Annotated in this window: 12 protein-coding genes and 1 pseudogene; 10 read left to right on the top strand and 3 right to left on the bottom strand. The window is 73.0% G+C overall.

Annotation, left to right across the window (positions count from 1 at the left end; genetic code table 11):
- Window positions 1-471: 471 nt before the first annotated feature.
- Complete coding sequence (locus AB0G17_RS35615) at window positions 472-1,104, bottom strand: TIGR03085 family metal-binding protein (protein WP_361391850.1); 633 nt, start codon at window positions 1,102-1,104, stop codon at window positions 472-474.
- Window positions 1,105-1,186: 82 nt separating this feature from the next.
- On the opposite strand from AB0G17_RS35615, the gene hisI reads away from it, so the two are divergent.
- From hisI to lgt, 10 genes and pseudogenes are all read left to right on the top strand, one after another.
- Window positions 1,187-1,543: a phosphoribosyl-AMP cyclohydrolase gene (gene hisI / locus AB0G17_RS35610; RefSeq protein ID WP_101387889.1), complete on the top strand. Its 357-nt coding sequence runs from the start codon at window positions 1,187-1,189 to the stop codon at window positions 1,541-1,543.
- 9 nt (window positions 1,544-1,552) lie between these two features.
- Entirely contained in the window at window positions 1,553-3,037 is a 1,485-nt protein-coding gene (locus AB0G17_RS35605; RefSeq protein ID WP_361391846.1) for an anthranilate synthase component I, read from the top strand.
- A gap of 183 nt (window positions 3,038-3,220) precedes the next feature.
- Window positions 3,221-3,871, top strand: a complete 651-nt coding sequence (locus AB0G17_RS35600; RefSeq protein WP_361391857.1) for a TIGR02234 family membrane protein — start codon at window positions 3,221-3,223, stop codon at window positions 3,869-3,871.
- Between the two features lie 133 nt (window positions 3,872-4,004).
- On the top strand, window positions 4,005-4,277 hold the full coding sequence (locus AB0G17_RS35595) for an HGxxPAAW family protein (protein WP_361391843.1): 273 nt from the start codon (window positions 4,005-4,007) through the stop codon (window positions 4,275-4,277).
- Between the two features lie 96 nt (window positions 4,278-4,373).
- On the top strand, window positions 4,374-4,811 hold the full coding sequence (locus AB0G17_RS35590; RefSeq protein ID WP_361391840.1) for a DUF2752 domain-containing protein: 438 nt from the start codon (window positions 4,374-4,376) through the stop codon (window positions 4,809-4,811).
- A 148-nt stretch (window positions 4,812-4,959) separates the two neighbouring features.
- Complete coding sequence (gene trpC, locus AB0G17_RS35585; protein WP_361391837.1) at window positions 4,960-5,769, top strand: indole-3-glycerol phosphate synthase TrpC; 810 nt, start codon at window positions 4,960-4,962, stop codon at window positions 5,767-5,769.
- A 329-nt stretch (window positions 5,770-6,098) separates the two neighbouring features.
- The gene (trpB, locus tag AB0G17_RS35580) at window positions 6,099-7,382 is read left to right on the top strand and encodes a tryptophan synthase subunit beta (protein WP_361391834.1); all 1,284 of its coding nucleotides are present in this window, start codon (window positions 6,099-6,101) and stop codon (window positions 7,380-7,382) included.
- The gene (gene trpA / locus AB0G17_RS35575; protein ID WP_361391831.1) at window positions 7,379-8,194 is read left to right on the top strand and encodes a tryptophan synthase subunit alpha; all 816 of its coding nucleotides are present in this window, start codon (window positions 7,379-7,381) and stop codon (window positions 8,192-8,194) included. The genes trpB and trpA overlap by 4 nt, the downstream gene beginning before the upstream one ends.
- Before the next feature lie 130 nt (window positions 8,195-8,324).
- Window positions 8,325-9,137, top strand: a pseudogene (locus AB0G17_RS35570) (thioredoxin domain-containing protein); the annotation flags it as partial.
- A 310-nt stretch (window positions 9,138-9,447) separates the two neighbouring features.
- A complete protein-coding gene (gene lgt / locus AB0G17_RS35565) occupies window positions 9,448-10,437 on the top strand; it encodes a prolipoprotein diacylglyceryl transferase (RefSeq protein ID WP_361391828.1) in 990 nt (329 codons plus the stop codon).
- A 200-nt stretch (window positions 10,438-10,637) separates the two neighbouring features.
- Here the strand turns inward: lgt and AB0G17_RS35560 are convergent, their stop codons facing one another.
- Window positions 10,638-11,456: a CoA ester lyase gene (locus AB0G17_RS35560; protein ID WP_361391825.1), complete on the bottom strand. Its 819-nt coding sequence runs from the start codon at window positions 11,454-11,456 to the stop codon at window positions 10,638-10,640.
- Complete coding sequence (locus AB0G17_RS35555; protein WP_361391855.1) at window positions 11,453-12,628, bottom strand: CoA transferase; 1,176 nt, start codon at window positions 12,626-12,628, stop codon at window positions 11,453-11,455. The genes AB0G17_RS35560 and AB0G17_RS35555 overlap by 4 nt, the downstream gene beginning before the upstream one ends.
- Window positions 12,629-12,699 lie beyond the last annotated feature (71 nt).

Here is a 12,699-nt window from a genome sequence, read left to right as displayed (position 1 = left end):
ATCGGCGCCTCCGGCATGGTGAACACGCTCCGCGTGTCCTTCATGGTCCCCTAAAGGGTGCGGGGTGCGGCGACCGCAACCCCCCCAGGGGCGCGGGGAACTGCGCGACCAGCTCAAACGGACCCGCACTCGACCACCGACCAGGCTTTTAGGGGCGCGGGGAACTGCGCGACCAGCCGAATCGGACCCGCACCCGGCCACCGACCAGGTTTTAAGGGGCGCGGGGAACTGCGCGCTCAGCCCAAACGGACCCGCACCCGGCCACCGACCAGGTATTTAGGGGCGCGGGGAACTGCGCGCTCAGCCCAAGCGGACCCGCACCCGGCCACCGGCCAGGTGTTTAGGGGCGCGGGGAACTGCGCGACCAGCCCCCACCGGCCCGCACCCGGCCACCCGCCAAGTCTTCAGGCGCGCACGCGCAACCGGCCTCGGCTCGCAGCCGGGACAGGGGGCCGGGGGCGTCGCCCCGGGCTACACGCCCAGCTTCGCCTCCAGCGCTCGCGTCGTCGCTGACTTCTCGCCCTCGATCTGCACCTCCGCCGCCTCCTGGCGGCCCGAGGCGAAGAGGGCGAGTTCGGACGGGTCGCCCGTGACCGTCACCACGGGAGTGCCGCGGCGGGCCACCGCCGTCTGGCCGTCGGGGCGGCGCAGGACCAGGCCCACCGGGGAGCGGCGGCCCATCAGGCGCGCCATCTTCTCCAGGCGGGACCAGAGGACGTCCGCGAAGACCGGGTCGACCGGGCGCGGCGTCCAGTCGGGCTGGGCGCGCCGGATGTCCTCGCCGTGGACGTAGAACTCGACCGCGTTCGCCCCCTCGTCCACCTGCTTGAGGCTGTACGGGGAGAACCTCGGCGGCCCCGTACGGAAGAGCTGGACCAGCTCCTCGTACGGCTTCGCGGCGAACTCCGCCTGCACCCGGTCCAGGCGGGACTTCAGCGCACCGAGAATTATCCCGCCGGCCGCGTCGAGGCGGCGCTCGCGGACCACCAGGTGGGCCGCGAGGTCGCGCGTCGTCCAGTCCTCGCAGAGGGTCGGGGCCTGCGGGCCCGCCGCCTCCAACAGGTCGGCGAGCAGAAGCCGTTCACGCTTGGCATGGGTCGACATGGGGGCCAGCGTACGACCCGCGCCCACGTCCGCCCAGTGGACGCACCGCCGGAGCGCCCCCGTACCACGGCACAATGGGGCCATGACCAGCACTCTCGACCCCGCCGTCGCCGCCCGCCTGAAGCGGACCGCCGATGGACTGGTCCCGGCCATCGCTCAGCAGTACGACACCGGTGAGGTGCTCATGCTCGGCTGGATGGACGACGAGGCCCTGCACCGCACCCTGACCACCGGACGCTGCACCTACTGGTCGCGCAGCCGGAACGAGTACTGGGTGAAGGGGGATACTTCCGGGCATTTCCAGCACGTGAAGTCCGTCGCGCTGGACTGTGACGGGGACACCCTGCTGGTGAAGGTCGATCAGGTCGGCGCCGCGTGCCACACCGGGGACCGGACATGCTTCGACGCCGACGTCCTGCTGCCCGCCGCCGGTCAGTAGGGTCGCGCCATGGATCTCGAAACCTTCCGCAAGCTCGCGGTGGACCGCCGCGTCATTCCGGTCAGCCGCCGCCTCCTCGCGGACGGCGACACCCCCGTCGGGCTCTACCGCAAGCTCGCCGCCGAGCGGCCCGGCACCTTCCTCCTGGAGTCCGCCGAGAACGGCCGGTCCTGGTCGCGCTACTCGTTCGTGGGCGTGCGCTCAGCCGCGACGCTCACCGCCCGCGACGGCGAAGCCCACTGGGTGGGCACCCCGCCCGTCGGCGTCCCCACCTCGGGTGATCCGCTTCAGGCCCTGCGGGCCACCGTCGAGGCGCTGCACACCCCGCGCGACCTGGCGGAGGGGATGCCCCCGTTCACCGGCGGCATGGTCGGCTACCTCGGCTACGACATCGTGCGGCGGCTGGAGAAGATCGGGGAGCGCGGGAGCGACGACCTCCAGCTGCCCGAGCTGACCATGCTGCTCACCTCCGACCTCGCCGTACTCGACCACTGGGCCGGGTCGGTGCTCCTGATCGCCAACGCGATCAACCACAACGACCTGGACACCGGCGTCGACGAGGCGTACGCGGACGCCGTGGCCCGGCTGGACGCGATGGAGGCGGACCTGGCCAAGCCGGGCGAGTACGCGCCCACCGCCCTGCCGCCGTCCGTGCTGCCCGAGTACACCGCGCTGTGGGGCGGCAAGGCGTACCAGGACGCCGTCGACGACATCAAGGAGCGCATCCGCGCGGGCGAGGCCTTCCAGGTGGTGCCCTCGCAGCGGTTCGAGACGCCGTGCACCGCGAGCGCGCTCGACGTCTACCGGGTGCTGCGGGCCACCAACCCGTCCCCGTACATGTACCTCTTCCGCTTCGACGGCTTCGACGTCGTCGGCTCCAGCCCCGAGGCCCTCGTCAAGGTCGAGGACGGGCGGGCCATGGTCCACCCGATCGCCGGGACCCGGCACCGCGGCGCCACCCCGCAGGAGGACAACGACCTGGCCGAGGAGCTGCTCGCCGACCCCAAGGAGCGGGCCGAGCACCTGATGCTGGTGGACCTGGGCCGCAACGACCTGGGCCGGGTCTGTGAGCCCGGCAGCGTCGAGGTCGTCGACTTCATGTCCGTCGAGCGGTACTCGCACGTCATGCACATCGTGTCGACCGTGACCGGCCGGGTCGCCCAGGGCCGTACCGCCTTCGACGTGCTCACCGCGTGCTTCCCGGCCGGAACCCTCTCCGGCGCGCCCAAGCCGCGCGCGATGCAGATCATCGAGGAGCTGGAGCCGAGCCGCCGCGGGCTGTACGGCGGCTGCGTCGGCTACCTCGACTTCGCCGGGGACTCCGACACCGCCATCGCCATCCGCACCGCGCTGCTGCGCGACGGCACGGCGTACGTCCAGGCCGGGGCCGGCGTGGTGGCCGACTCCGACCCGGTGGCGGAGGACAACGAATGCCGCAACAAGGCGGCGGCGGTGCTGAGGGCCGTGCATACGGCCAATCGACTCGGCGGCTAGTCCGTCGTCTGCGGACCGTCTGGGTTGCTCGCGCAGTTCGCCCCTAGGAGGGCCCTTCGGGCCCATTAAGGGGCGCGGGGATTGCGCGACCAGCCACAGACGGCCCGCAGACGAACTTCTCGCCGATAGATTTCGCGCCATAACACACCCCCGGGTGACAAGATCACCGCCGTGCAGGCGATAGTGGGGTACGTGAGTGCCGTACCCGTACCCCCGTCGCGTGCCGATTCCGCGTCACCCGCCCGCGCCGGAGGCCGTCGCAGCCTCGCCGCAGCCCTGCTCTTCGGCGCCGTCGGGGCCGCCGTCGTCCTGCTGGCCTCGGGGCAGACCTGGGCCGAGGGCCACGCCGCGGTCGGCGGCGGCACCGTGCCGCTGCGCGCCACCGGGCAGAACGTGACGGGCGTGCCCGCCGCCCTCGCGATAGTCGGGCTGGCCGCGCTCGTGGCGGTCTTCGCGGTCCGCCGGGCCGGCCGGCTGCTGGTCTCCGGGCTGCTCGCGCTGAGCGGCGCCGGAGCCGCGCTCGCCGCCTTCCTCGGCGCCGACGACAGCGCCGCGCTGGACGAGAAGGCCGCCAGGACCAGCGGCGACGCCGCCGCCACCATCGGCGGCCTCACTCACACCGCCTGGCCCTACGTCACCTTCGCCGGCGGTCTGCTGCTCCTGGTCGCCGGGCTGCTCGCGCTGCGGTTCGGCGCCGCCTGGCCCGCGATGGGCGGGCGCTACGAGCGCGACGGCAGCCCCCGGGCCCGCAAGCCCCGCCCGGTCAAGGACCCGGACCGGCCCGAGGAGCTGTGGAAGGCCCTGGACCGGGGCGAGGACCCGACCGGAGTGTGAGCTGCCCCACGGGGGGCCACCCCAGGCTCCGGGCACGCGCACGGGTGCGCGACAATGGTCGGCGAGCGGTCGGCGTCCACGGACTGAAGCGGCCGACTCCGCGACCCAGAGATTCACCAACGAGGAGCAACTCATGGCGGGCAGCAGCGGCGGCCACGGACACACCCCGGCCGCCTGGACCGGTGTCATCATCTCCTTCATCGGCTTCTGTGCGGCGTCGGTGTTCATCGTCGCCGGCAACGCGGTCGGCTTCTGGGCCGGTACGGCGCTCACCCTGCTCGGCGCCGTGGTCGGCGGCATCATGAAGATGATGGGCATGGGCACCCCCAAGGAGTCCGCCGAGATGGCCGCGGCCCGCGAGGACGCCGGCCTCAAGGCCCGCGCCCGCCTCGCCGAGGCACGCTGAGCCGGGCCCGGCGCCCGGCCGGACGGGAAGCTGTACGTGGATGAGGCGCGGCCCCCTGGGGCTGCGCCTCTCCGCGTGAGCGGGGACAATCACCGCGTGGACGCCACCCCGACCCCCGCACCCGCCCCGGCGGCCCCCGCCGCGGCGCGCCGGCTGTTCGTGCCGCTGGGCACCCTCGCCGGGGTCGCCGCCGCCTTCGCGTACGTGGGCGCGGTCGACCCGAACGAGCCCGGCCACTACCCCGTCTGCCCGCTGCTGCGGCTCACCGGGATCTACTGCCCGGGCTGCGGCGGTCTGCGCAGCGCCCACGACTTCATCACCGGTGACTTCGGCGCGGCGCTCGGGGCCAACGCGCTCGCGGTCGTCGGTTATGTGCTCTTCGCGGTGATCTGGGTGGTCTGGGCCGTGCGCGCCGCGCGCGGGCTGCCCTTCCGGATCGACCTCAAGGACGCCCACTGGTGGGGCATCGGCGCGGTGCTGCTGATCTTCTCGGTTGTCCGGAATCTACCGTTCGGGTCTGTGCTGGCGCCGTGACATTCCGTATATCTCCCCACGTCCCGGCTGTCCGAGGCGTGGGACGGGCGTCAACCGGATGCGGGCCCTTCGCTCCGGTGCGGATACCATCGTGATGGCTGATCCTGGCCGATCGTCAACGTCACCGTCCTGGAAGGGGGCCGCTCGCGTGAGTGTGCTCGACGAGATCATCGAGGGCGTCCGCGCCGATCTGGCGGAGCGGCAGGCGCGGGTCGGCCTCGACGAGCTCAAGGAGCGTGCCGCCAAGGCGCCCCAGGCCCGTGACGGCGTCGCGGCCCTGCGCGGCGAAGGCGTCAAGGTCATCTGCGAGGTCAAGCGCTCCAGCCCGTCCAAGGGCGCGCTGGCGGCCATCGCCGACCCCGCGGGCCTCGCCGCCGACTACGAGGCGGGCGGCGCCGCCGTCATCTCCGTGCTCACCGAGGAGCGCCGCTTCGGCGGCTCGCTCGCGGACCTGGAGGCCGTCCGGGCCAAGGTCGACATCCCGGTGCTGCGCAAGGACTTCATCGTCACCGCGTACCAGCTCTGGGAGGCCCGGGCGTACGGGGCCGACCTGGCGCTCCTGATCGTCTCCGCGCTGGAGCAGGCCGCGCTGGTCTCGCTGATCGAGCGGGCCGAGTCCATCGGGCTCACCCCGCTGGTCGAGGTGCACGACGAGGACGAGGTCGAGCGGGCGGTCGACGCGGGCGCCAAGATCATCGGCGTCAACGCGCGCGACCTGAAGACCCTCAAGGTCGACCGCACCGTCTTCGACCGCGTCGCCCCCGAGATCCCCTCGCACATCGTCAAGATCGCCGAGTCGGGCGTGCGCGGCCCGCACGACCTGATCGCGTACGCCAACGCCGGCGCGGACGCCGTCCTGGTCGGCGAGTCCCTGGTGACCGGCAAGGACCCCCGGGGAGCCGTCGCGGACCTGGTGGCCGCCGGCGCCCACCCCGCCCTGCGCCACGGACGGAACTGACCTCACCATGCCTATCGCCGCCCGTCTCGCCCCCGGCTGCCGCCCGCGCGGCTGCCGCGCTCCGGCGCGCCGGGTGCACGGGCGGCGTGTGCGGTACGTGATCGGGGACGAGCCGGGACAGGTCAACGGGATGCGATGGCGTCGCCGCTGAGCTGAGCGCCCCGCAGGGGGCGCGGGACTGTATCCATGCGACTGCGTCGCGTGGGCGCGACCAGCCCAGGACGGCGGTCGCACGCAGGCCCGCGCACATCCCCTCGGCGCTCGGCGTACGCGACAGGACGCCCACACACAGGACCCGGGGCCGAGACGGCCCCCTGGGAGGTATCCCCATGTCCCACGAGTTCTTCATCCCCGACCCGGACGGTCAAGTCCCCAGCCCCGAGGGCTACTTCGGCGCCTTCGGCGGCAAGTTCATCCCGGAGGCCCTGGTCGCCGCCGTGGACGAGGTCGCCGTCGAGTACGAGAAGGCCAAGGCCGACCCCGCCTTCGCCGCCGAGCTCAACGACCTCATGGTCAACTACACCGGCCGCCCGAGCGCCCTCACCGAGGTGCCCCGGTTCGCCGAGCACGCCGGCGGCGCCCGGGTCTTCCTCAAGCGCGAGGACCTGAACCACACCGGCTCGCACAAGATCAACAACGTCCTCGGCCAGGCGCTGCTCACCAAGCGCATGGGCAAGACCCGCGTCATCGCCGAGACCGGCGCGGGCCAGCACGGCGTTGCCACGGCGACAGCCTGCGCCCTCTTCGGCCTGGAGTGCACCATCTACATGGGCGAGGTCGACACCCAGCGCCAGGCGCTGAACGTCGCCCGGATGCGCATGCTCGGCGCCGAGGTCGTCCCCGTGAAGTCCGGCAGCCGCACCCTGAAGGACGCCATCAACGAGGCGTTCCGCGACTGGGTCGCCAACGTGGACCGTACGCACTACCTCTTCGGCACGGTCGCGGGCCCGCACCCGTTCCCGGCCATGGTCCGCGACTTCCACCGGGTCATCGGCGTCGAGGCCCGCCGCCAGATCCTGGAGCGCGCCGGACGCCTCCCGGACGCCGCGGTCGCCTGCGTCGGCGGCGGCTCCAACGCCATCGGGCTCTTCCACGCCTTCATCCCGGACGCGGACGTCCGCCTGATCGGCTGCGAGCCCGCCGGGCACGGCATCGAGTCCGGCGAGCACGCGGCGACCCTCACGGCGGGCGAGCCGGGCATCCTGCACGGCTCCCGCAGTTACGTCCTCCAGGACGACGAGGGCCAGATCACCGAGCCGTACTCGATCTCGGCCGGTCTGGACTACCCGGGCATCGGGCCCGAGCACTCCTACCTCAAGGACATCGGCCGCGGCGAGTACCGCGCGGTCACCGACGACGCGGCCATGCAGGCCCTGCGGCTGCTCTCGCGCACCGAGGGCATCATCCCGGCGATCGAGTCCGCGCACGCGCTCGCGGGCGCTCTCGATGTCGGCAAGGAGCTGGGCGAGGACGGTCTGATCGTGATCAACTTGTCCGGGCGCGGCGACAAGGACATGGACACGGCCGCGCGCTACTTCGGCCTGTACGGCACCGACAGTGAGGTGCCCGCCGACGCGGCCGGGCTCGCCGAGATCGAGGGGGACGCGAAGTGAGCGGGAACGTGACTCTGCTGAGCGAGACCCTCGCCAAGGCGAAGGCCGAGGACCGGGCCGCGCTCATCGCCTACCTCCCGGCCGGGTTCCCGACCGTCGACGGCGGCATCGAGGCGGTCAAGGCCGTCTTCGACGGCGGCGCGGACGTGGTCGAGGTCGGCCTGCCGCACAGCGACCCGGTCCTGGACGGGCCGGTCATCCAGACCGCCGACGACATCGCCCTCAAGGGCGGCGTGAAGATCGCCGACGTGCTGCGCACGGTCCGCGAGGCCCACGCGGCCACCGGCAAGCCGGTGCTGGTGATGACGTACTGGAACCCCATCGACCGGTACGGCGTGGAGCGTTTCACCGCCGAGCTGGCCGAGGCGGGCGGCGCCGGGTGCATCCTGCCCGACCTGCCGGTCCAGGAGTCCGCGCTGTGGCGCGAGCACGCCGACAAGCACGGCCTGGCCACGGTCTTCGTGGTCGCGCCGAGCAGCAAGGACGAGCGGCTCGCGCGGATCACGGAGGCGGGCTCCGGCTTCGTGTACGCGGCGTCGCTGATGGGTGTCACCGGCACGCGCGCGTCCGTCGGCGCACAGGCCGAGGACCTGGTGCGGCGCACCCGGGCCACCACCGAGCTGCCGGTCTGTGTCGGCCTCGGCGTCTCCAACGCCGAGCAGGCCCGGGAGGTCGCGGCCTTCTCCGACGGCGTGATCGTCGGCTCGGCCTTCGTCCAGCGGCTGCTGGACGCGCCGGACCAGGCGAGCGGGCTCGCCGCCGTGCGCGCCCTCGCGGGTGAACTCGCGCGGGGCGTACGCCGTACGCCGTAAGGGCGTAGGCCGCGCCGCAACGCTCCGTAACCCTGCCCGGGTAGGAGCGGACCCGGAGCGCGTTAGCTCGTACGGGTGGATCTGGGACCGGGGGGGCACGTTGGTGCCTCCCCGGTTCGTTGCTGCGGGTGTGAGCGAGAAGAACCAAGAAGGCAAGAAAACGGCCCGCGAGCGACTGGCCCAGGAGCGCGAGCGGCAGCGGTCCCAGGACCGGCGCAGACGCACGATGATCGTCGGCGCGGCGGTGGTGTGCGTCCTCGGGCTGGCCGCGGTGATCGGCGTGATCGCGGCCAACACCAGGAGCGGCGACAGCAAGCAGAGCGCGTCCGGCCCGCTCCTCGCGCCCGCCGGCGCCGAGGGCAAGGACAACCTGGCCATCCCGGTGGGCGCCGCCGACGCGCCGTCCACGCTCACGGTCTGGGAGGACTTCCGCTGCCCGGCCTGCGCCGCGTTCGAGAACGGCTTCCGCCCCACGATCCACGAGCTGGAGGACAGCGGCCAACTCCGCGTCCAGTACCACCTCGCCACCCTGATCGACCACAACCTCGGTGGCAGCGGCTCGCTGCGCGCGGCGAACGCGGCGGGCTGCGCACAGGACGCCGGGAAGTTCTTGGCGTACCACGACGTGCTCTACACCAATCAGCCCAAGGAGACGGACGACGCGTACGGGAAGAACGACAAGCTGATCGAGCTGGCCCAGAAGGTCCCCGGCCTCGACTCGGCCGCCTTCCGCTCCTGCGTGGAGAAGGGCAAGCACAACAGCTGGGTCACCAAGTCCAACGACGCCTTCCAGAACGGCGGCTTCAGCGGCACGCCGACGGTCCAGCTGAACGGGGAGTCGGTCTTCCCGCAGAAGGGCAGCGAGCAGATCAGCCCGGCGAACCTGAAGAAGTGGGTCGTCGAGGCGAACAAGGGCAAGCAGCCGGGGACGGCTTCGCCGTCGCAGCCTGGGACGGCCGCCCCCAGTTCGCCGCCGGCGGGCGCGCCCGCCGTGTCCGGGGCGAAGCCGAGGTCCACGCACGTGCGGGGCCCGGTCCCGAAGAAGGCCCCGGCACCGGGCCCGGCGCATCCGGGGGCCCCGGCGGCCCACTCGGGATCGCGTGCGGGAACCGCGACCGGGTCCGGGGCGGGGACGGGAGCGGGGGGCGCTCCGGCTCCGGCGGCCCCTCAGCCCCTGCCGTAGCGCTCGTTACTCATAAGTTGCCGGGTGGGTGGTCCGACCGCCCGCCCGGCAAGGTAGCGTCGACCCTGCCATGAACCTCGCCTTCATTCCCAGCCCGTCGACCGGCGTGATCCATCTCGGACCGATCCCGCTGCGCGGCTATGCCTTCTGCATCATCATCGGTGTCTTCGTCGCCGTCTGGTACGGCAACAAGCGCTGGGTCGCCCGGGGCGGCCAAGCCGGCACCGTGGCCGACATCGCCGTCTGGGCGGTGCCCTTCGGCCTCGTCGGCGGCCGGCTCTACCACGTCATCACCGACTACCAGCTGTACTTCAGCGACGGTGAGGACTGGGTCGACGCCTTCAAGATCTGGCAGGGCGGGCTCGGCATCTGGGGCGCGATCGCGTTCGGCGCGGTGGGCGCCTGGATCGGCTGCCGCCGCCGGGGCATCCCGCTGCCGGCCTGGGCCGACGCGCTGGCCCCAGGCATCGCCTTCGCCCAGGCCGTGGGCCGCTGGGGCAACTGGTTCAACCAGGAGCTGTACGGCAAGCCCACCGACGTGCCGTGGGCGCTGAAGATCTCCGAGGGCACCAACCGGGTCGCGGGCACCTACCACCCGACCTTCCTGTACGAGTCGCTGTGGTGCCTCGGGGTCGGCTTCCTCGTCATCTGGGCGGACCGCCGCTTCAAGCTGGGCCACGGCCGGGCGTTCGCGCTGTACGTCGCGGCGTACTGCGTGGGACGCGGCTGGATCGAGTACATGCGGGTCGACGAGGCCCACCACGTGCTGGGGCTGCGCCTCAACGACTGGACCGCGATCACCGTCTTCGTGCTCGCCGTGACGTACATCGTGATCTCTTCGCGGGTGCGGCCGGGGCGGGAAGAGGTCGTCGAGCCCAGCTCCGCTGACGCGGAGGGTGAGCCGGGTGCGGAGAACACTGGTTCCGCCGGTTTCCCCGCCGACGCCGGTGACTCGGAAGCCGCCGCCCCCGAGGACTCCGCGCCGGAGTCGGCCGACGAGGCCGAGGCCGGGCGTGTTGAGCTGTCCAAGGACGAGACGGCCGCGAAGAACAACAGCTGACCATCGTTTCCGGGGCTCTGCCCCGGGCCCCTGTTCGTCCGCGGACCGTGCTGGGTTGCTCGCGCAGTTCCCCGCGCGCCCCTACAGGGCGCCCCGCAGGGGCGCATTTGAGGGGCGCGGGGCTGTTACATATGCGGCTCCGCCGCGCGGGCGCGACCAGCCCGCCACCGGCCCGCAGACGAAAGCTCACCCCCGGCGGGTCAAGGGAACGGGCGGGGTGGGGGACCGCGGCGGGCCAGCGCCAGTGTGCGGCGGGCCGCCTCCACCACCGCCGCGTCCACGAAGCGACCGTCCGGCAGCGCCAGCGCCCCCGTGTCCGTGGGGGACGCCGTGAGGATCTCCTCAGCCGCCGCCACCTCCGACGGCGGTGGCAGATAGGCGCGTTCGATCACCGGCAGCTGCGCCGGGTGGATCGCCGCGCGGCCCAGGAAGCCCAGCGAGCGGCCGTGGGCGCAGGACGCGGCCAGGCCCGTCAGGTCGCTGATGTGCAGGTACACCGACTGCGCGGGCGGTGCCAGGCCCGCCGCCCTGGCCGCCACCACCACCCGGCTGCGCGGCCAGTCCAGGCCCGACTCGTTGCGTACGCCCAGATCGGCGCAGAGGTCCGCCTCGCCCAGCCCGATGCTCTTCACCGCCGGGTGGGCGGACGCGATCGTGTACGCGTGCTCCACTCCCAGCGCGCTCTCCAGGAGCGGGTGCAGGGGGACGCCGGGCGCCAGCCCCGCGATGTGCTGGACCTGGCAGGCCTGGGTGATCTTGGGCAGGCGCAGCCCCGCCAGCCCCGGCAGCCCGGCCAGGGCCCGTACGTCCTCCTCCGTGGCGACCCTGACGTGCACCGGCGTGGTGGGCTGCTCCGTCAGCAGCTCGGCCGTCGCCGCCCGCGCGTACTCCTTGCGGTCCGGCGCCACCGCGTCCTCCAGATCCACGATCACCACGTCCGCGCCCGCCGACAACGCCTTCTCGACCACCTGTGGCCGGTCGCCGGGGACGTACAGCCAGGTCAGCGGGATCGTCGTCACAGGGCGCCCGTTCTGCGCAGTGCGGTGATCTCCTGGGCGGACAGGCCGAGTTCGGTCAGGACGTCCTCCGTGTCCGCGCCGTGCGGGCGGCCCGCCCAGCGGATCGCGCCCGGGGTCTCGGAGAGCCGGAACAGCACGTTCTGCATCCGCAGCGGGCCCAGCTCCGGGTCGTCGACCGTGGTGAGCGTGTCCAGCGCGCGGTACTGGGGGTCCGTCATCACCTCGCTGATGTCGTAGATCGGCGCGATCGCCGCCTCCGCCTTCTCGAACGCCGTCATCGCCTCCTCACGGGTGCGCCGGCCGATCCAGCCGCCCACCGCCTCGTCCAGCTCGTCCGCGTGCTCGGCCCGCCCCGAACCGCTCGCGAACCACGGCTCGCCGATCAGGTCCGGGCGCCCCACCAGGCGCATCACCCGCTCGGCCACTGACTGGGCCGAGGCCGAGACGGCGAGCCAACTGCCGTCCGCCGTACGGTAGGTGTTGCGCGGGGCGTTGTTGCGGGAGCGGTTGCCGGTGCGCGGCTGGACGTAACCCAGCTGGTCGTACCAGATGGGCTGCGGGCCGAGGACCGTCAGGATCGGCTCGATGATCGCCATGTCGATCACCTGCCCGCGCCCGGTGGCGGCGCGCGCGGTGAGCGCGGTCAGTACGGCGTACGCGGTGGCCAGCGCGGCGATCGAGTCCGCGAGGCCGAACGGGGGCAGCGTCGGCGGGCCGTCCGGCTCGCCGGTGACGGCGGCGAAGCCGCTCATCGCCTCGGCGAGCGTGCCGAAGCCGGGGCGGTGGGCGTACGGGCCGCACTGGCCGAACCCGGTGACCCGGGCCAGGACCAACTGGTCGTTGACGGCGGCCAGTTCGGGCCAGCCCAGACCCCAGCGCTCCAGGGTGCCCGGGCGGAAGTTCTCGATGATCACATCGGTGGAGGCGGCGAGCTTGAGCAGCGTCTCGCGGCCGCCCGGCGTGGACAGGTCGAGGGTGATCGTCCGTTTGTTGCGGCCGAGCAGCTTCCACCACAGCCCCACGCCGTCCTTGGCGGGGCCGTGGCCGCGCGAGGGGTCGGGGCGGCTGGGGTGCTCGACCTTGATGACCTCGGCGCCGAAGTCGCCCAGCATCGTCGCCGCGAGCGGCCCGGCGAAGAGGGTGGCGAGGTCCAGGACCCGCAGCCGCTGCAGGGGAGTCGTCGGCGGGGGAGTGGCCCGGGAGGTCGTCCCGGAAGTCGTCTCAGGAGCCGTTCGGGGAGGTG

The sequence above is a fragment of the Streptomyces sp. NPDC023838 genome (assembly GCF_040639555.1).
Taxonomy (GTDB): Bacteria; Actinomycetota; Actinomycetes; order Streptomycetales; family Streptomycetaceae; genus Streptomyces.
The sequence above is the reverse complement of the archived record's forward strand: the minus strand, read 5'-3'. Positions and strand labels throughout refer to the sequence as shown.

Excerpts from the sequence above, each read along its gene's own strand:
- trpB (WP_361391834.1), top strand. The coding sequence starts at position 6,099 with ATGTCCCACGAGTTCTTCATCCCCGACCCGGACGGTCAAGTCCCCAGC.
- lgt (WP_361391828.1), top strand. The coding sequence starts at position 9,448 with ATGAACCTCGCCTTCATTCCCAGCCCGTCGACCGGCGTGATCCATCTC.
- AB0G17_RS35615 (WP_361391850.1), bottom strand. The coding sequence starts at position 1,104 with ATGTCGACCCATGCCAAGCGTGAACGGCTTCTGCTCGCCGACCTGTTG.
- AB0G17_RS35605 (WP_361391846.1), top strand. The coding sequence starts at position 1,553 with ATGGATCTCGAAACCTTCCGCAAGCTCGCGGTGGACCGCCGCGTCATT.
- hisI (WP_101387889.1), top strand. The coding sequence starts at position 1,187 with ATGACCAGCACTCTCGACCCCGCCGTCGCCGCCCGCCTGAAGCGGACC.
- AB0G17_RS35595 (WP_361391843.1), top strand. The coding sequence starts at position 4,005 with ATGGCGGGCAGCAGCGGCGGCCACGGACACACCCCGGCCGCCTGGACC.